The following is a 17,036-nucleotide window of genomic DNA, read 5'->3' as shown; positions in this document are numbered from 1 at the left end:
TCCTATGAAAAGACGGAGGCAATCCGCCCCCAAAACGGGCTCTTATGCCGAATCGGCAAGCTGAGCTCAACCCCGACTTCACCCGCAAGCCCCGCCGCCAGGACGTCTATGCTCTCCGCATACTGCGCGGCGGCCGATTGCAGGTAGAGCGGAATACCTTCGTCTGCCGCCTTACGTCCCAGGCCGTCAGGAGCTTCGGGCAGCTCGGCCGCAAGCGGCATGTCCAAATAAGCTGCCGCCAAAGCCGCTTCTTTCTTTCCGCTCGACCGGTTCATCACCAGCCGGATCGCTTTCGGCTCAATCCCGCAGTATTTCCAGTAGCAGTCGTACCATTCGCTCCAGCCTGTCCGGTACGAATCAAAACGCGGCCGCGCGACCAGATACCTCATGTCGGCTCCGCGCACCCCGCAAATCGTCGCCGCGTTATCGGGGTAGCTGTTCAGGTCCAGCAGCGTCAAGTCAAAGGTTTGGCGGGCGACACGCAGCAAATGGTCGATCATCTCCGGAGTCATATCCGAAGCGGTTTCCCGCCGGGGCGTTCCCGGAAGCACATAAAGCCTCTTCTGCTTGCGAAACGCCAGGCAGGCCTGAAGCAGCTCCGAGGAGGTCAGGGAGTGGGTTTGCAGGCGCGGCCGGATGCGCACATTCGACAGCTCACGGACGTGCAGATTGAGATTGGAGCGAAGCGACGGACTTTTCAGGTTGAGATCCAGCAGTCCGATGCGCATTCCGCTGTGCGCGGCGAGGGCAAGCGCCGTATTCGCCGAAACCGAGGAAGCGCCGTCCCGGCTTCCGGCGGACCAAAAAGCCGCCACCTTGCCTTCGCGTCCCGCTTCAGGCTCCCGTCCGATGCCAAGCAGCCGGAACAGGCTTTCCTCCAGTCTGGCCGCACCATCCTCCTCTCCACACGACAGGGGAGCGACAAGAAAGCCCCATTCTCCGGCCAGGCGAATCATAAGCTCCAGCAGCAGGGAATCGTATACCGTTTCATCGGGAATGAGCAGGATTTTCTCATTTCCTCTCACGCGGGCCTTCAAATCCCGGATCATATCCCATGGATAAACGTCGGCGAAAAGCGACGTATCCACCGCCACCGCCTGAAACCCTTCCTCCATCCGCAGCAGAAGCTGCTCCCGCGTCTGCACCGTTTGAACCGACAGCGGCTCGGAGCGGAGCTCGTTCAGCCGGCTGTACGCTTCCGCGTTCCGGGCGCCGATCAACAGCCTCATCCGTTATTTCCCTCCTTCTGATATGAACCGGCTGCCGGGTCCGGCTCCCCGCCGGCCGGCGCAAAAACCGGAATGGTCCGTTCCGGACTCGCTTCTGAACCCCCGCCGGCTCCCGTCTCTCCGCCTCCCCCGGCCGACTTTCCGTTTGCCCGCAGCCAAGCTGCAAAGGCTTCGGTCACACCTGCTTCGGCGTCCGAAGCTTCCGCCAGATTGGGAAGCGCGAGACGGATCGCGCCAAAGCCGCTTGCAGCCGCATAAGCTTCATAAATCTCGTCCGTCATAATGTAAGTGTTCCGCTCCGGGGCCGCGCCCGGACGCCCGCGCTGGCTGCCCAGCCGCTCCGCGTCGCCCTCAAGGGCGTTTTCGATGCCCGCGCGGTCCGTCACCTCGACGCCTTCGGCGGATTTAACGCCTGCCACCTGAAGCCCCTCGATCACTTTGACCGAAACGGCGGGAAGCTTGCGGCCGTCCGGCGCGGAGCCCTCCTTGACTTCCAGCCAAACATCGACGCGGTCGCCTTTGCGCACCATGTTGTTGACATTGGCCGCCGTATCGGTTTTAAAGCTGTAATACCGCTCATTCGGGCGCGGCACAATCCGCTTGTCGCTGAGCTTCCAAAGCGCGATTTCCTCCTCCGCTCCGACCGGAACGACAACCGTCTTCCCGAGCAGGGCTTCGGCCCGCACCGGCGCTCCGGGCTCGTGCGCGGCTTCCGCGATTACGACGCTCCGAAGCATGGACAAGTCGATCACTTCGCCGCTCAGCAGCGTCCGGACCGGCTTCAAGGTGGTGATGGTGTTCCGGTCCGCCTCGACCCGGCTCATAAAACGCAGGTAACCGTAGACCGAGGCGGACATCAAAAGCAACCCGATCAGGGCAACAATCGTTTTCCGCATGGCAAACCTCCTTCAGACAAAATAAAAAAGCACCCGAACGTCCGGATTCAAATCCGGCTCTGTTCAGGTGCTTCCTGAGTAAAAGCGCAATGGATGGCGTTTTGTCAACCGCCGATGTCGTTATTATAGCGAAACGGGTCCCTACTGTAAACAAAATATTTTACAAGTATTACCTGACCCCCGAAGCCAGTACCTTTTCGAAACAGTAAAACGGGTAATCACGGCCGGGAAACCGAAGCTCGCCCGTCTTCCGCTCATATCCGAGCCGGTTGTAAAGGGCGATGGCTCTCGCGTTCAGCGCGTAGGTGTCGAGGCGGATACTGGTGCAGCCGTTCGCGCGGGCATATTCCTCGGCCCATCCGACCAGGCGGGCGGCGGCTCCTTTCCCCTGCATAATCGGCGAGATTGCCAGCCGGTGCATCAAAAGCGGCGTGCCGCCCGCATCGGACCAGTCCATGCTTTCGTAACCTTCGTTCTGCTCGCCGTCCAGCGTAATCGCTCCCGCCAGCGCTCCGTTTTCGAACAATCCGAAAAGCGTGCCGGCCTCGAAATCCCGCACCGCGTGGCTCTCGTTCGGATAGTCCTCGTTCCATTGGTCGCTGCCGCCTTCCCGCATGGCAAGCATGCAGGCCCGGTACAGAGCCCCAACATGCGGGACCTCTTTTTTTGTTACCTTTCGCATGATAATTTGACCTGCTTCCATTCACGCTTCTCCCCTTGTCGAAATAAAAAAATAGCTGTTCTTTCCTTATCGAATTTTGTAATATAAAGACGGTTCTTATTCAATCATAGAGGGGCAAAAAACGTGAATCAAGCAAAACCGATTCCGCCAAGCGCGGAACCCACCGTGAGCGTCAAAACGGCCGACCCGTCGGCACTCGGGCTGTTCGGGCTGGCCATCGTTACTCTGGTCGCGTCCAGCCAGAAACTGGAATGGACCTCCGGCACGCCCGGCGTCATTCCGTGGGCTATTTTTCTCGGAGCCTTCGCCCAGCTCTTCGCCTGTCTCGGAGACGCCAAGCGGAACAACACGTTCGGAACGACGGCGTTCGGCGCATTCGCCTTTTTCTGGTTGGGCGTCGCGATGAGCTGGATGGTCAAGCTCGGCGTGTTCGGAGCCGCCATGGCGGAGCAGTTCGATCCGAAGCAGCTCGGCTTCGCTTTCCTCGGCTATTTGATTTTTTCGGTATTTATGACCGTAGGGGCCATGGAAGCAAGCAAAATCCTGTTCGTGATTTTCCTGTTCATCGACTTCCTGTTCCTGGGGCTCACGCTGAACGCTTTCGACATTTGGGCGGAAGGCGCACACAAGCTGGCGGCGGTGGCCGAATTACTGATTGCCATAGCCTCCTTCTACGGGTCCGCCGCGGCGGTCCTGAACACGCATTTCGGGCGGGTTTTTCTCCCTGCGGGCAAACCGTTCGGCATTTTCAAAAAGCAAGGTTGACAAGCATGGCAGGCCCGGCGGACGCCGGGCTTTTTCTATTGCGGAACAAGTGAGCTTGAAAAACACGCCAGTTTGTCCTGCTCATAGGCGCCGCAGCATAAGCACGCCATGGTACCCAGGGCCGTAACAGTCCGGATAAAGGCCATGCGGCGTGAAGCCTTGTCCAACCAGCCAATCAAATTCCGGCCGATCGACGGATTGAAGGGACGCAAGCGATTCGGCCGGAACCCTAATCGGACAGAGATGCAAATTGAGCCCTCTTGAGCCCATCACAAAAGCAACGTTCGCGAACCCGTTTTCTACGCCGTACTCTGTGCATACGTTCAGCAGCCTGTTCAGTTCGTCGTTCAGATCCAGTTCTCCGCCGCGTTCGACGCCCATCGTTTCGATAAGCAGCAGCCTGTATTCCGGTTGTTCCTTGACCAGAAGCCATGCCACCGGACGGCCGCTCTTCCTGCGCACTCCATACCAGCCGGTGCCGCCGGACAACTGCTGCACAGCGCCTTCCCTGCTCCAAAATTCGGGCTTGATCGCGTGCATCAATTCCGCAACGTCTCTCTCAATCTCTTTATTAATGGGATATATCTCCATATTCACTCCTCCTCAATTAAAACAGCACAATCCAGGTCGGCAGGATAGGATACCGCGGGACTAAAAGAAGAAAACGCCTGATCGCCATTTTCTGCAGTTTACAGCATGCCTACAAAAAAAGGGCACAGGAACCCAGCGGTCCCTGCACCCGTTTCCATTTGTAATCTGTCAGCTGGCCGTGCCTGCGGAATGAAGCAGCTTTCCCGAGATAATCGACCAGGCTTCCCGTCCGTAGGCCTGCGATTCGCTTCCCAGCGTTTGCAGCCGGATGTATTCTTCTTCGGTTATTTCCAAGCAGGATGATTGGGGCAAGGTAACGGAGGTGCCTCGGGCTTCCTGGAACAGTTCCATCTCGGTTTCGGTCGTCCGGTTCGGCTGGCCGGCAACACCGCGCACATATAATTGTTGATAATCTTCATCATACATATCCGCGTTAATATAATACTGTCTCATGATTTTTCCCTCCCTGTTTTATATTGTATGGCTTTATGGGAGGCGGCGTAAATGAACCATGTCACGAAGCGCCGAAAATCCGCTTTTTGGAAAAAGCCGCATGGGAAGCGTCTTTTTTGTAATCGCTATCAATTCTATTTTTATGTCGGGACGGGAACGATTCGATTTTGTGAAAACGGTCACAATGTTGTGGATAGGCCAATGTTGCGGTTTCTCCGGGATCAGCCGGTTGTTGAACCGAATGAATCTCTTTTGAAGTCAGCCGCAGCAGAGAAAAACAGGGCAAAGAGACGATAAACCTCCAACTGTTTCACACTGTACTACTACTTTTCCCAACCTGTTTCATTTTTTATATCCAAAAACAGGAAAACAGGCAGCACGGCCGCCCGTTTTCCTCCGGTTCACAAACCGAGCGGAGAGCGGCATATCCCCGCATCGATTCCCATTCGCCTGTAATGCCTTTTGATCGTTGCGATGGCCTGGCCTTCTGTCGCCTGCATAATGAGCCGGTTTACTTCCGCTTCGCCCACTGGCCGTTTTTGCAGGAGGTCTTCAACCGCCTTTTGGATTTCTTGGGGATAAACGTTTGCGGCCATGCTGGAAAGTCCGTTGCTTGCGCCGCTCAAAAATTTGGAAACAAAATTCGCATCCCCTGCCGCAAACCGGATAAACGTGTCCGGAAAGACGAACGACCGGTGGCGGCCCGCATCGCCCGCTTCTTTGAAGCCGACAATAGCGGCCTGTCTGGAAAGCAGCTCCTGCAGCGTTTCCGGGAGGAGATCGAACCCCGTCCGGGCCGGATTGTTGTAAAGCGCAATTTCCTTGCCGGTATGCTGAAGCAGCTCCTCCACATAGGCGGCAGCCTGCTTCTGGGACGGCCGTATGTAAGGCGGGAAGCCGATCATAACCCCATTAAAAACGGATTGCTCCACCGCCTGAATCAGCCGCACCGCATCCTTTGTCCGGGTGGCGGAAACACCGAAGATCAATTCGATATTTTGGAAGGACTGTTCATTAAAGTATTCAATAATCCGCAGCCTCTCATCAATGCTCATGGAATGCTGTTCGCCGGTTGAACCGGACACGAGGAGCGATTCGATTCCATTCGCTGCAAGATAGCGAACGATGGGGGCAAAGCCCTCTTCATTCAAGCTCTCGTCTTCAAAAAAAGGAGTCGGGATTGCGACGTTCAGCTTTTTCATAACGGCTTCCTTTCCTCCGGCCTCATGCGTGCCGAACCGAGTGGTGCAGCGCCTTCGCAGAACTTGCCGTCGCCGTCCCCGCTACTTCCCGGTGTGTCCGGGGCAGCGCGCGCCCATCAGTTTATCCCAGCGGGTAAACGGATGATACCGGTCCTTTTCCTCCGGCGCTTTCTCCAGAATCAGATTGTAGCAGGCCCGACACACCTTGCGGCCGGCGGCGTGAATCAGGGCTTCCGGGATTCCTTTGGTCCGGAGCAGCTCTTCCCGGCTTTTGACCTCGATGTCTTCGTCGCTGAAGTCCACCGCCCGGTCGCTGGCCACCACCAGCCCGATGTCCCCCTTAAAGTCCGCCTCCCGCCGGGTTGTGCTTGGCTTGCCAAGGCTTGCCGCCAGCTTTTCATACTTGTCGTTATGCCGGTCCGGCACCGTTCCGTTGATCACCAGTAGCGCCGACCGAGGGTCCTGAAGCGCCTCGATAATCGGCTGGGCGATTTCGGTTTCCATCATCTGTTTTTTGGTCAGCACCTTCATGACACGCTCGCGGAATTCACCGAGGTAGTAAGCTTTTTCTTCCTTGCGAAGCTCCGGCGCGCCGTGGATGCCGACGGCCAGCGTCATCTCCAGGGCGCTTTTGCTTTGTTCCTGTTCGTTCATTGCCTTTCCTCCCTGCCGCTTCTCTTTCCGCTCTATTCTCTTCTATACGGAAGTCCGGGCAAAAGGTCCCAGCCGGCCCGCGCCAGCGAACGGAGGCTTTCGGTCAGGACTTCGGCCGAACCCGGTTCGTCGGAACCGCCTCCAGCGGATTGTCGGGCCAGTAATGCTTCGGGTAACGTCCCTTCAAGTCTTTCCGCACTTCAAAATAGCCTTCCCGCCAAAAGCTGGCCAAATCCCGCGTGACCTGCACGGGGCGCTGGGCCGGCGACAAGAGGCGCAGCGTCAGAGGCACGCGGCCGCCGGCAATCCGCGGGGTGTCGGTCAGGCCGAACATTTCCTGCAAGCGGACGGCCAAGGACGGGTTTCCGGGGTCGGAATAATCGACCGGAATCCGCGATCCGCTGGGCACGGCGATGTGGGTCGGCGCCCATTCCTTTACTTTCTCCCGCTCCGTCCAGGAAAGCGACGCCTCCAGAATCGCCGCCAGGTGCAGCTTCTCCACATCGGCCAGGCTCCGGCTGCCGTACAGATGCGGTCCCAGCCATTCGGACAGCCCGGCGATGAGGCCGTCTCCGGACCAATCGGGCCAGGACGGATCGAACCGGCGCAGGAAGACCACGCGCTCCTGCAGCTGCCGGGCGGCTTTGGTCCAGGGCAGGGCGTCCAGCCCTTCGGCGGCCAAGCCCGCAAGAAGCGCCTCCCGGACCGCCTCCGGGTCCGGGGCCGGCAGCGGCGACTCCTGCAGCAGCAGGGCGCCGAGCCGCTTGCGACGCCGAGCCCGCACCGCCTTGGCGGCCGGGTCCCACTCGACGGCCGTCTCCTCGCGGATCAGCGCGGGCGCGTGCCGCTCGACGTCGGCCGGATCGACCGGCGCGGCGAGCAAAATGCGGCTGTCCGCGCCGCGGTCGTCGAGCTCCGCCGCGACGAGGTAGTGCGCGGCGGACAGTGCCTGCGCGCTGCCCAGCGCGGCTCCGCGGCCGCCGGCCAGCAGGAAGCGGCCGTCCTCGCGCCGCTCGGCGATGCGGTCCGGGTAGGCGAAGGCGAGCAGCAGGCCGCTCGCCTCCTCCCCGGCCGCTTCCGCCCCGCCGGCCGGCACGCCGAGCGCGCGCTTCCAGCGGGCGGCCTCGGCCGCGATGCGGCCAAGCGGCCCGCCGCCGCCGTGCGCGTAGGCCCGGCGGAGCGCCGCCACCCGGACGCGCAGGTCGGCGTCCGGGGCCGCGCCGCCGACGCGCAGCGGGTCGCGCTCGCCGAGCAGCGCCGCGAGCTCGCAGGCGAGGCCGCCGAGGCCGATGCGGCGCGCCTCGAGCAGCATCCGCGCAAGCCGCGGATGCAGGCCGAGCGCGGCCATGCGCCGGCCGTCCGGCGTGATGCCGCCGGCGGCATCGAGCGCGCCGAGCCGGGCGAGCAGCTCGCGCGCCTGGGCGAGCGCCGCGGCGGGCGGCGCGTCGAGCCACGCCAGCTCGGCGGCGTCGCGGACGCCCCAGGCGGCGAGCTCCAGCGCGAGCGGCGCGAGGTCCGCCTCGAGCAGCTCGGGCGTGCCGCGCGGAGCAAGCCGGGCGTCGTCGTGCTCCGCCCAGAGGCGGTAGCAGACGCCCGGCGCCTCCCGGCCGGCGCGGCCCCTCCGCTGGTCGGCGGACGGCCGCGAGACGGCGGTCGTCTCCAGCCGGGTCATGCCGGTCCGCGGCGAAAAACGCGGCACCCGCATCAACCCGCCGTCCACCACGATGCGGACGCCGCGCACCGTCAGGCTCGACTCGGCGATGGAGGTCGCGAGCACGACCTTGCGCTCTCCGTCGGCCGACGGCAGAATCGCCCGGTCCTGCTCCTCCGCCGACAAATCGCCGTACAAAGGGGCGATCCGGACAGGACGGCCCCGCAGCGCCTCGGCGAGCAGCATCTCCGCCCGGCGGATTTCGCCCGCTCCCGGAAGAAAGGCGAGCACATCGCCTTCCTCTTGTTCAAGCGCAGCCAGCACCGTCCGGGCGACCGCCTCCTCCACCCGGCCCTCCGGCCGGCGGGCCGTATACCGGGTTTCCACCGGATAAGCCCGGCCTTCGCTGGCGAGAATCCGCGCTCCGCCCAAAAGGGCGGCTACCGGCTCCGCATCCAGCGTCGCCGACATAACGACCAGCCGAAGGTCGTCGCGCAGAAGCTCCTGCGCTTGCAGCGCCAGAGCCAGGCCCAGGTCGGCCTGGAGGCTGCGCTCATGAAATTCGTCAAACAGGATAACGCCCACGCCGCCGAGGCCCGGGTCTTCCTGCAGCATGCGGGTCAGCACGCCTTCGGTCACCACTTCGATGCGGGTCGCCGGCCCGGCTTGCGTGTCCGAACGGACGCGATAGCCGACCGTTTGCCCGACCCGTTCCCCCAAGGAAGAGGCCATATAGCGGGCCGCCGTCCGGGCGGCCAGCCTTCTCGGCTCCAGCATGACGATTTTGCGGCCGCCGAGCCACGGCTCATCCAGAAGCGCGAGCGGCACGCGCGTCGTCTTCCCGGCGCCCGGCGGCGCGGTGAGAACCAGATTCCGTTCGGTTTGCAGCGTTTCCTTCAGCGGTCCCAGTATTTCTTCAACAGGCAGTCCCATGCTCGATCCTCTCGACCAGGCCGCCGAGCGTTCAAGCGGCCGTTTCTATCTTTCGTTTCTGCTTCGCATTTTTTTATTGTACCCTTTCTCCCCGTAGGGCTCCAGTCTTTCCAGCCAAAGGCGTTCCAGAACCTCCAGCTCTTCCTTGTATTTGACCAGATCCGCCGGGTCGCCCGTCGCTTCCTCCTCGGGCTTGATCCGGTCCAGCACTTCAAACGCAAAGCCCTCTTCGCCGTACCGGTTCCAATCCGCCTGAAGCTCCTTGTTGGTATGCGTGCCAAGACCAAGCGTAAACCGGTCCTTATTAAAGGTTCCGTCCAGGTTCAGGCTGCTGCCGACCAAAAGCTTGCCGTTTGCCGTGTTGCGGATTTGATAAATCCCCATCGGGCGGTGGCTGTGCACATAGGAATATGCCAGCTCCTTGCGTTTTTCTTTTTCGTTCATCTTCTCCCCGTCCTCCTTTAAGTTCCCGTTCTGCTTATTCGCCCTCGCCGCCGCTTTTTTCATTTCCTTCGGGGGCTGTTCCTTTGATTCTCCGCTCGGGTCTTTTGCGGCACCGCCGCCGGCCGGCCCAGCCGCCCAATAACGGCTTCCGTCGGGCTCGCGCAGCAGAAAACGGGAATCGACCAGCGCCCGCCGCAGCGTCACAAAGTCGGGATGCCGCAGGCTCAAAATCGCGTTGACCTCTTTCTCGCTGTACGCCCGGCCCGGCTCGAAATCGTCCGCCAGGTGATCGAGCACAATCAGCCGGCGCTTCTCTTTGGCCGGGAGCTCCGCAAGCGGGCCGTTTTTTCCGTCGGGAAAATACCGGCCGAGAACCTCCAGCCGTTCCATGCGCAGTTTGGCGGGAGAAGGCGGAGCAGAGGCCGTGCCGGTACGGGGCCCGGTTCCTTTGCGCGGCGCGCGCTTCCGCTCCTCCCGCTCCATCAGCTCCATGGCCGCAAGGAAAAGCTTCGCCTGCTTCATTCGCTCGCGCAGCGCAAAACGGTGATTGCGGATGGTCGAGGCGCTGCCTGCGCCCAGCTCGGCCACGATTTCCCCGTCGGATTTCCCTTCCGCCGCTAGCCGGATGAGCCGCTTTTGCAGATCGGTCAGGCCGCTGCGCTTTTTATCCAGGGAAAGCAGAACCTCGAGCATGGAGCCGTGGGCTTCCGCCATGTGGCGTTTGGCATATGCGGAAGCGTCGTAGAAGCGGTCCTCCGCCGGATATATACGGCCTTGCTCGAAGGCTTCGCCGCAAACTAGACAGCGGTATGCTTGCTCTTCGGAATGAAAAACTATCCCTTCTTTCAAGTGTTCCAAGGATACGCCGGACAAAACTTCCTCATCCAGAATCATTTTGTATAATCACCCATTATGTCTATGAATTTGTTAGACACTTTATCATATCGTTTGGTTTTTGTAAATCACCCGGTTTTAAATCCGGTTTGCTTCTCCTCTTATTAAATGGCTTTTCATGGAACGGATTGGGATATAAATCCTTTTGAAAGGGGGCTGTTTCTACTCCAAACAAAGCGTTTAAGTAGTGTCATAGCAACAAGCAACACACACTAAACCAAAAGGCAACAAGAGAGGAGATGTCGAAAATGGGGATCATCTGGACGCTGATTGTTGGAGGTATTATCGGATGGTTGGCAGGCCTTATCATGGGTAGGGATATCCCGGGCGGCATCATCGGGAACATCATCGCCGGCTTTATCGGTTCCTGGCTGGGTACCGCCATTCTTGGCGAATTCGGTCCGGAAACAGGCGGTTTCTACTTCATCCCTGCGCTTATCGGTGCTGTCGTGCTTGTCTTTATCGTCAGCCTGATCCTGCGCTCCATCGGACGCAACCGGGCTTAATATCGGGCCAGACAGATAAAAACCGGCCTGATGCAAAAACCCTCTTCTTCCCGACCAACCGGGACGAAGAGGGTTTTTCATTTTTTCGCGGACGGATCAGGAATTCGAGGCGAGCATTTGCAGTTCGGGGTTATCCCTTTTCAGCAAAGCGGCCGTTTTCTCCCGGTACGCGGCGACGTCGGGAAGAACGGCATCCGTAATCCGGTCAAAAGGGCGGACCGCGTAATTCCGCCAATTGCGGAATTGAATGTAAGTCGGCAAAAAGCCGGGGCTGGCGATTTCGACCCGGGTTCCGTCCGGTCCTTCATGCTTAACAATGTCGACCCGCGCAATCCCGCCGATCTGACGCCATGGGTCGGATTGTTCCTGGGCAGCTATAAAATTGCCAAGCGAATAAAACACTAGCGTCCGTCCTCCGTCCGGCCTTGTCAGCCATTCGGACGTTTGCAGAACATGCGGGTGGTGCCCGAGAATCAGGTCCGCACCCGCGTCCGCAGCCAGCTTCACCCAGTTTCGCTGCTCGTCGTTCGGTTCCTGCATGTATTCCACGCCAAAATGCATGCTGACGACGACCGCATCGGCATGCGCCTTGGCGTCCGCGATGTCGGCCTTGAGCCGGGTTTCGTCCAGCAGATTCACCAGATACGGCTTATCCGCCGGAACCGGAATGCCGTTTGTTCCATAGGTATAGGCCAAAAAGGCGACTTTGATGCCGTTCTTGTCCAGAATGCGCAAGCTTTGCCGCTTCTCCTCGCTATCGTTGGCCCCCACGGACACAATCCCGAGACTGTCCCACTTGCGGATGGCCGAATAGATGCCTTCCGCCCGCGCGTCCATGGAGTGGTTGTTGGCCATGGAAACGACGTCTACCCCGCAGTCATGCAGCGCATCCGCCACTTCGTGCGGACTGTTGAATACGGGATAGTCGCTTAACCCGAGCTCTTCTCCCCCCACCATGCTCTCCGAGTTGGCAAACGTGATATCCGCCGAACGGAGGTCCTCCCGGACTTCCTTGAACATCGGGCGAAAATCGTAGCCGCCTCCTTCCAGCGCGGCATCCTTCCAAACCGAACGGTGGATCAGCACATCCCCGATGGCCGCAAGCGACAGCTTGCTGGTTTTTGCCGGCGCGCTGTCCGAAGCGGACGGCGCCGGGGTTGCGGTCGCTTCCCCGCCGGTCTGCGCCGGACGCTCCGTTTCTTTGACGCCGCCGGGGGTTGGCTTCTCCGTCTCCTGCCGGGCTTCATGCCGAAACGGCTCCAGCGACCATCCCGTCAGCCATCCCCCGATCAAAAACACCGTAATGACGGCCAAAAGCAGTAAAATGGCATTTCCACGTCTGATCCCCAATTTTTTTCTCTGTTTCAAGCTGATCCTCTCCTGGCTCCCTTTTTGTTTACATAACATATGTTCTGTAAACTCTAGGAAATATCTTACTGTTAAATACTTGGCGTCGCCGATCCGGCCCTTCTTTGAATGGACGGATTCAGGTACAATAAGGTTGCAGATTACCGAACGCATGTCCGGTCCCCGCGGATTGGAAGATTCGGCAAGTGGAGTGAAATTCATGAATATAATCAAAGCCAAAGACCGGGAAGAGCTGGAGAAAAGGCTGCCTCTCATGCCCTGGTACGTCGAAAAATTCATCAACTACAAGCTGCCCGACCTGTCGCCTTCGTCCCTATTGGAATACGTAAGAGATTACGAGACGTTTCTTTCCTGGCTGCTGGCGGAGGGAATCGCCCCGGGCGAGAAAATCGCGGACGTGCCGATCGAAACGCTGGAGCGGCTTCACATGGACAGCATCGACGCCTTCCGGATGCACCTCGCCTCCAAAAAAGACGGCGCCAACACCAAAACGACGATTTCCCGCAAGCTCTCCTCCCTTCGCTCCTTGTTTCATTACCTGAGCCAGATTGCGGAGGACGACAATTTCTATCCGCTGCTGAAGCGAAATATTATGGCGAAGGTAGAGATCAAGCGGACGCACAAGCCCAAGGATACGGCCGCCAAGCTGGAGGGCAAGCTGCTCCAGGAGGCCGAGATCGCCGAATTCGTCCACTATGTTCAGGAAGGGTACCGCGCGGATGTGGCTTCCAACAAACAGGCTCTATACGCCTATGAGAACAACCGGCTGCGGGATACTTGCATTGTCAGCCTGATTCTGAACTCCGGGCTGCGGGTCTCCGAGGTGGTCAACCTTAATCTCGACGACCTGGATCTGAAAAAGAAACTCGCGCACGTCTACCGGAAGGGCAAAAACGACGACACCTTCAAAACGCCGGTCTATTTCCGCCAGGACGCCATCGAGGCGCTTCAGGACTATCTGGACCGCCGGCAGACGGACTACCGTCCGCCCAAAAAGGAAAAGGCGCTGTTTCTGGCAATCCCGAACGGGCAAAAAGAAGGAAAGCGGATGACGCGGCGGGCCATTCAGGAAATGGTGATCAAATACGCCAAGCGCTTCGGCAAACCCTATCTGACGGTGCACAAGCTGCGCCATTCTTTTGCGACCGACTATTACCTGCAAAACGACCTGTACCGGACGCAGGATCAGCTGGGACACGCGTCGCCGGACACCACCCAAATTTACGCCCATCTGACCGACAAAACGATGTCCGAGGCCATTGACCGAAGGAAGGAGTAAGCGGACGGCCCGGCGCTCCCGGGCATAGCGAATTGGCAGCGAACTTCTTCTGGCAAGCGGGCCGGAATTGCTATACAATGAGTTGTCGTCGTTTTCTTCCTCCAAATTTACAGCAGAGAGGCTGAATCATGGATCCCGCATACCGGCATCTCCGAAAAAACGTGCGCAGCAACCTGGCGATGGGCATCGCTTCGGCGGTGGGCGTTAACTGTACCACCCCGTTTTTTGCCGTGGTGGCCGCCAAATACGGCGCCACCAATACCGACTACGCCCTGTTAAACTCCGTTCCGGCGCTGATGACCATCATCGCAACGCTTCCCGTCTCGGCCATCATCGACCGGTTTCCGAACCAGAAGAAGATTGCGGTCGGCATCATGCTCGTGAGCCGGATTACCTTTTTCCTGATGGCGCTGCTGCCGTTTCTGCCGTTCGGCCAGGTGAAGACACTGATTTTTCTCGTCGGCCTGTACACCGCCGCAAGCTCGATCGCCGGCGTAAGCTGGCAGGCTATTCTTGGGGAAATCGTGCCGATTCAGTACCGGAACAAAGTCATGGCGCAGCGTAACGTCTGGTCGAGCCTGACCGGCATCATTGTCGTGCTGGTGGCCGGCTGGTACATCGACCGGCTGGCCTTTCCGTACGGCTACCAGACGGCCTTCCTTCTGGGCACGGCGGGAGCGCTTCTGGAATGCTGGTATTTTCTTAAATTCAAAGTGCCGAGCGAAGAAGCCAAGCGCAATATTCGCAAAAAGGTTGGGGAAATCGTCCGTCACGTATCGATCGGGGAGCGGGTCAAGGAATTCGCGGGCCGCTTCCGCTTTCAGGCCGGACCGGAATTTTACCTGTTTTGCGGCGCGGCGCTTGTGTTCATCTTTGCCTGGATGGCGGCCTGGCCGGTGTTTACCAAGCTCAAGGTGGATGTTCTGCACGCCACCAATATGCAGATCAGCATCGACACAGTCGCCGGCGCCATCGGCTCCCTGCTCGGCTTCCGCTTCTGGCTCCGGGTCGCCGACCGAAAGGGAAACGGCATGACGCTTTTTTACGCCACCATGGGCGTCGCCTTTAATCCGATCATGTGGCTGTTCGCCCATTCGATGACCACGGTGTACATCGTGGACCTCGTCGGCGCTTTCATGACCGCGGGCTATACGCAGGCGCTTTTCAACCGCCAGCTGGAAATCGTGCCGCCCGCTTCCCGGCAAAAAGCAATCGCCTTCTACACCAGCCTTTCGCAGATCTCCGCCGTGCTTGCCCCTATGGCGGGCATGCGCATTTACGAGCTGCTTTCCTTCAACGGCACCATGTGGCTGTCAACTGCCGGACGCGTAATCGGTTCGGTTTGCTTTCTGGCCATTTTGTCGCCGTGGGTTCGCCGCAGGCTGCTTCCTCCCCGCTCCCGGAATACGGGCGTATAGGGAAAGCTCCCTTCAAAGTGTCAAAAGCGCATGCCGGCCCAGCCGGCATGCGCTTTTTTTAAACCCCCGAACCGGCGGCGCCAATCCTCACCCATTTTGCCGTTCGGTTTGCCTTTTTGTCGGAACGGGCGGTTTGGCCGGCGGAAAGCTCCGTCGAGCCGATGCCGAATTCCCCGAAACCTGCGGTTCCCCGGGAAATACAAAGCGGGAAATCGCGGCGTCCGCTGCCGCCGGAACGGTGGACATGCCGGCCCGGAGGAGTATAATGAAACAGTTGCGCCTGCTCCAAGCCAGGTCCGAAAGGAGTTTGTTTTCCTTATGTCCGCTTCATCGCTTGCCCCGCAAACCGAAACACGTGCGGCTGCTTACCCGCTTCTGCTTCTGCTGGGGGTTGTCGCCGTTTCCTTCTCTTCGATTTTTATCCGCTGGTCCGCCGCTCCCGCCCCTGTCGTGGGCATGCAGCGTCTTCTGCTGACCTGTCTGCTTCTGCTGCCCGTACTCCTGCTCCGGTACCGCGGCGAGATCGCCCGGCTGAAGCCGCGCAATTGGCTGCTGCTGGCCGCATCCGGCTTCGCGCTCGGTCTTCACTTTTTGTTCTGGATGAGCTCGCTGCATTATACGTCGGTAGCCAGCTCAACGGCCATCCTGGCCCTGGAGCCGATTGCCGTTACCATCGGATCGGTGCTTTTGTTCCGCCAGAAGTATCCTCCGCTCGCCCTCGCGGGCATGCTCCTGTCGATAGTCGGGGCCATCTGTATCGGCTGGGGCGACTTTGGCTTGTCGGCAGCGAACCTGTACGGCGATTTCCTCTCCTTTGCCGGCACTCTGACCGGTGCGGTTCATCTGCTGCTCGGACAGCGGATGCGGGCTGAGGTTTCCTCCGTTGTCTACAGCTTTTTCGTCTTTCTGTTCGGCGCTCTCCTGCTGGGTGTTTACAATCTGCTGGCCGGAAACGAAATGTGGGGGTACCCGCCCCGGGAATGGGGCATTTTCCTGCTGCTCGCCCTTGTCCCGACGCTGATCGGCCACTATCTGTTCAATTGGCTGCTGAAGCATATGAAGGCCTCCACGATTGCCGTTTCGATTCTGGGAGAGCCGCTGATTTCCACTCTGCTCGCCTATTTCTTTCTCCGAGAGTCCGTAAGCGCCCTGCAAGGGTTCGCGGGCCTTCTTCTCCTGGCCGGCGTTTGGCTGTTTATGCGCGAAGGCCGCCGCGAGCGGAACGCCGAAGCACAACAAACGGCGGAACGCGCGTCCGGCCTTTAGCGGGCGGACGGCTCCCAGGCGGCAAGATCCGCCGCAACGGGCGGGCCCGTTTCAAACCGGCCCCCGTTCCAGCGGTGTTCCGTCTGCCGGTACTCCCCTTTTTCCATGTCGTAATAAACATTGCGGAACGAGTCCGTTCCCGTTTTCGGATAACGCAGCCACTCCTCCGTACTTGCCGTATAAAGGTTTCGGGCCAATACCTCCACCTTCTCCGGTTTCAGGCTGAGGATGGCATAAACGCCTCCGTTTGAGCCGGTTTTTTGACCCGCCGCCAAATCAGGCAAACCGTCGCCATTGTAATCATCGAACCGAAGCGTTCCCGGCGCGCCTTTGTCACGGAAGAGCAGGGCGGCTTCCCCGAAGGCGTCGTTTAACCGGTATCGCATGATTTCTTTGCCTGACTCGTCGGCAATTACAAGATCGAACTTCCCCGTCCAGTACGTCCCTTCATAAGCGCCGGGCTCTTCATCGGTTTCTTTCCGGCCTTCCGCAAGCCGGACCGTGATCTCTTCGGGCGTTCCGTCGGAGTCGATATCCGCACTTCCTTCCGCCACAATACCCGGTTGGCCGGCCTCTTCATACGGGGAGGAAACCGGGACCGCCGATCCTACTGTCACTGGCGGCTGAACTGCTTTCGCCGGCTTTTCCGGGGGGCTGGAAAAGCCGGCATTCAGGCCGCTTTCGGCGTTTTCGGCACATCCCGCCGCCAGCAGGGCCGCGCCCAGCAGCAGCGTGATCGTTCGGATCGGGTATGCTTTTTCGCTCATTTCAACTGCTCCCTTGGCATACGATTTGATATGAAATA

At 59.6% G+C, this 17,036-nt stretch carries 17 protein-coding genes; 6 read left to right on the top strand and 11 right to left on the bottom strand.

Annotated features, from left to right (window positions below; translation table 11 throughout):
- Positions 1 to 2: 2 nt before the first annotated feature.
- The 3 genes from AC6I6H_RS13195 to AC6I6H_RS13185 all read right to left on the bottom strand — a co-directional run bounded on the left by AC6I6H_RS13195 (position 3) and on the right by AC6I6H_RS13185 (position 2,828).
- Complete coding sequence (locus tag AC6I6H_RS13195) at positions 3 to 1,229, bottom strand: CpaE/TadZ family protein (protein ID WP_497954319.1); 1,227 nt, start codon at positions 1,227 to 1,229, stop codon at positions 3 to 5.
- Positions 1,226 to 2,125, bottom strand: coding sequence for a CpaB family protein (locus AC6I6H_RS13190; protein WP_497954318.1), 900 nt, complete (start codon positions 2,123 to 2,125; stop codon positions 1,226 to 1,228). The genes AC6I6H_RS13195 and AC6I6H_RS13190 overlap by 4 nt, the downstream gene beginning before the upstream one ends.
- 169 nt (positions 2,126 to 2,294) lie before the next feature.
- Positions 2,295 to 2,828 carry a GNAT family N-acetyltransferase gene (locus AC6I6H_RS13185; protein WP_497954317.1) on the bottom strand — a complete coding sequence of 178 codons (534 nt, stop codon included), beginning with the start codon at positions 2,826 to 2,828 and terminating at the stop codon, positions 2,295 to 2,297.
- A 120-nt stretch (positions 2,829 to 2,948) separates the two neighbouring features.
- Here AC6I6H_RS13185 and AC6I6H_RS13180 point away from each other — a divergent pair, with 120 nt between their 5' ends.
- Complete coding sequence (locus AC6I6H_RS13180; RefSeq protein ID WP_497954362.1) at positions 2,949 to 3,572, top strand: acetate uptake transporter; 624 nt, start codon at positions 2,949 to 2,951, stop codon at positions 3,570 to 3,572.
- Positions 3,573 to 3,653: 81 nt separating this feature from the next.
- On the opposite strand, the gene AC6I6H_RS13175 is transcribed toward AC6I6H_RS13180, so the two are convergent.
- Together AC6I6H_RS13175 and AC6I6H_RS13170 are read right to left on the bottom strand one after the other, a co-directional pair.
- Complete coding sequence (locus AC6I6H_RS13175) at positions 3,654 to 4,163, bottom strand: hypothetical protein (protein ID WP_497954316.1); 510 nt, start codon at positions 4,161 to 4,163, stop codon at positions 3,654 to 3,656.
- A 168-nt stretch (positions 4,164 to 4,331) separates the two neighbouring features.
- Positions 4,332 to 4,616, bottom strand: coding sequence for a hypothetical protein (locus tag AC6I6H_RS13170; protein ID WP_497954315.1), 285 nt, complete (start codon positions 4,614 to 4,616; stop codon positions 4,332 to 4,334).
- Positions 4,617 to 4,667: 51 nt separating this feature from the next.
- Between AC6I6H_RS13170 and AC6I6H_RS13165 the strand changes: the two genes are divergently transcribed.
- On the top strand, positions 4,668 to 4,913 hold the full coding sequence (locus tag AC6I6H_RS13165) for a hypothetical protein (protein ID WP_497954314.1): 246 nt from the start codon (positions 4,668 to 4,670) through the stop codon (positions 4,911 to 4,913).
- Between the two features lie 104 nt (positions 4,914 to 5,017).
- Here AC6I6H_RS13165 and AC6I6H_RS13160 read toward each other — a convergent pair whose 3' ends face one another.
- From AC6I6H_RS13160 to AC6I6H_RS13145, 4 genes are all read right to left on the bottom strand, one after another.
- Positions 5,018 to 5,818, bottom strand: coding sequence for a dihydrodipicolinate synthase family protein (locus AC6I6H_RS13160; RefSeq protein ID WP_497954313.1), 801 nt, complete (start codon positions 5,816 to 5,818; stop codon positions 5,018 to 5,020).
- 81 nt (positions 5,819 to 5,899) lie between these two features.
- On the bottom strand, positions 5,900 to 6,472 hold the full coding sequence (locus tag AC6I6H_RS13155) for a DUF1694 domain-containing protein (RefSeq protein ID WP_497954312.1): 573 nt from the start codon (positions 6,470 to 6,472) through the stop codon (positions 5,900 to 5,902).
- A gap of 103 nt (positions 6,473 to 6,575) precedes the next feature.
- Positions 6,576 to 9,056, bottom strand: a complete 2,481-nt coding sequence (hrpB, locus tag AC6I6H_RS13150; RefSeq protein WP_497954311.1) for an ATP-dependent helicase HrpB — start codon at positions 9,054 to 9,056, stop codon at positions 6,576 to 6,578.
- Between the two features lie 45 nt (positions 9,057 to 9,101).
- Entirely contained in the window at positions 9,102 to 10,394 is a 1,293-nt protein-coding gene (locus AC6I6H_RS13145) for a DUF2087 domain-containing protein (protein ID WP_497954310.1), read from the bottom strand.
- 248 nt (positions 10,395 to 10,642) lie between these two features.
- Here AC6I6H_RS13145 and AC6I6H_RS13140 point away from each other — a divergent pair, with 248 nt between their 5' ends.
- Positions 10,643 to 10,900, top strand: coding sequence for a GlsB/YeaQ/YmgE family stress response membrane protein (locus tag AC6I6H_RS13140; RefSeq protein ID WP_497954309.1), 258 nt, complete (start codon positions 10,643 to 10,645; stop codon positions 10,898 to 10,900).
- Between the two features lie 96 nt (positions 10,901 to 10,996).
- Here the strand turns inward: AC6I6H_RS13140 and AC6I6H_RS13135 are convergent, their stop codons facing one another.
- The gene (locus AC6I6H_RS13135) at positions 10,997 to 12,268 is read right to left on the bottom strand and encodes a CapA family protein (protein WP_497954308.1); all 1,272 of its coding nucleotides are present in this window, start codon (positions 12,266 to 12,268) and stop codon (positions 10,997 to 10,999) included.
- 199 nt (positions 12,269 to 12,467) lie between these two features.
- Here AC6I6H_RS13135 and xerS point away from each other — a divergent pair, with 199 nt between their 5' ends.
- The 3 genes from xerS to AC6I6H_RS13120 all read left to right on the top strand — a co-directional run bounded on the left by xerS (position 12,468) and on the right by AC6I6H_RS13120 (position 16,231).
- A complete protein-coding gene (xerS, locus tag AC6I6H_RS13130) occupies positions 12,468 to 13,547 on the top strand; it encodes a tyrosine recombinase XerS (protein ID WP_497954307.1) in 1,080 nt (359 codons plus the stop codon).
- Positions 13,548 to 13,675: 128 nt separating this feature from the next.
- Positions 13,676 to 14,965, top strand: a complete 1,290-nt coding sequence (locus tag AC6I6H_RS13125) for an MFS transporter (RefSeq protein WP_497954306.1) — start codon at positions 13,676 to 13,678, stop codon at positions 14,963 to 14,965.
- A 318-nt stretch (positions 14,966 to 15,283) separates the two neighbouring features.
- Positions 15,284 to 16,231, top strand: coding sequence for a DMT family transporter (locus AC6I6H_RS13120; RefSeq protein WP_497954305.1), 948 nt, complete (start codon positions 15,284 to 15,286; stop codon positions 16,229 to 16,231).
- On the opposite strand, the gene AC6I6H_RS13115 is transcribed toward AC6I6H_RS13120, so the two are convergent.
- Positions 16,228 to 16,998, bottom strand: a complete 771-nt coding sequence (locus AC6I6H_RS13115; protein ID WP_497954304.1) for an FG-GAP repeat domain-containing protein — start codon at positions 16,996 to 16,998, stop codon at positions 16,228 to 16,230. The two genes, AC6I6H_RS13120 and AC6I6H_RS13115, sit on opposite strands and share 4 nt — an antisense overlap.
- Positions 16,999 to 17,036: the final 38 nt, after the last annotated feature.

Source organism: Gorillibacterium sp. sgz306347 (assembly GCF_059735245.1).
Note: the sequence above shows the minus strand (reverse complement) of the source record. Positions and strands in the feature narration are given on the sequence as shown.

Bases quoted from the DNA above. Each gene is read 5' to 3' on its own strand.
- AC6I6H_RS13195 (WP_497954319.1), bottom strand. From the start codon at position 1,229: ATGAGGCTGTTGATCGGCGCCCGGAACGCGGAAGCGTACAGCCGGCTG.
- AC6I6H_RS13190 (WP_497954318.1), bottom strand. From the start codon at position 2,125: ATGCGGAAAACGATTGTTGCCCTGATCGGGTTGCTTTTGATGTCCGCC.
- AC6I6H_RS13185 (WP_497954317.1), bottom strand. From the start codon at position 2,828: ATGGAAGCAGGTCAAATTATCATGCGAAAGGTAACAAAAAAAGAGGTC.
- AC6I6H_RS13175 (WP_497954316.1), bottom strand. From the start codon at position 4,163: ATGGAGATATATCCCATTAATAAAGAGATTGAGAGAGACGTTGCGGAA.
- AC6I6H_RS13170 (WP_497954315.1), bottom strand. From the start codon at position 4,616: ATGAGACAGTATTATATTAACGCGGATATGTATGATGAAGATTATCAA.
- AC6I6H_RS13165 (WP_497954314.1), top strand. From the start codon at position 4,668: ATGAACCATGTCACGAAGCGCCGAAAATCCGCTTTTTGGAAAAAGCCG.
- AC6I6H_RS13160 (WP_497954313.1), bottom strand. From the start codon at position 5,818: ATGAAAAAGCTGAACGTCGCAATCCCGACTCCTTTTTTTGAAGACGAG.
- AC6I6H_RS13155 (WP_497954312.1), bottom strand. From the start codon at position 6,472: ATGAACGAACAGGAACAAAGCAAAAGCGCCCTGGAGATGACGCTGGCC.
- hrpB (WP_497954311.1), bottom strand. From the start codon at position 9,056: ATGGGACTGCCTGTTGAAGAAATACTGGGACCGCTGAAGGAAACGCTG.
- AC6I6H_RS13145 (WP_497954310.1), bottom strand. From the start codon at position 10,394: ATGATTCTGGATGAGGAAGTTTTGTCCGGCGTATCCTTGGAACACTTG.
- AC6I6H_RS13140 (WP_497954309.1), top strand. From the start codon at position 10,643: ATGGGGATCATCTGGACGCTGATTGTTGGAGGTATTATCGGATGGTTG.
- xerS (WP_497954307.1), top strand. From the start codon at position 12,468: ATGAATATAATCAAAGCCAAAGACCGGGAAGAGCTGGAGAAAAGGCTG.
- AC6I6H_RS13125 (WP_497954306.1), top strand. From the start codon at position 13,676: ATGGATCCCGCATACCGGCATCTCCGAAAAAACGTGCGCAGCAACCTG.
- AC6I6H_RS13120 (WP_497954305.1), top strand. From the start codon at position 15,284: ATGTCCGCTTCATCGCTTGCCCCGCAAACCGAAACACGTGCGGCTGCT.
- AC6I6H_RS13115 (WP_497954304.1), bottom strand. From the start codon at position 16,998: ATGAGCGAAAAAGCATACCCGATCCGAACGATCACGCTGCTGCTGGGC.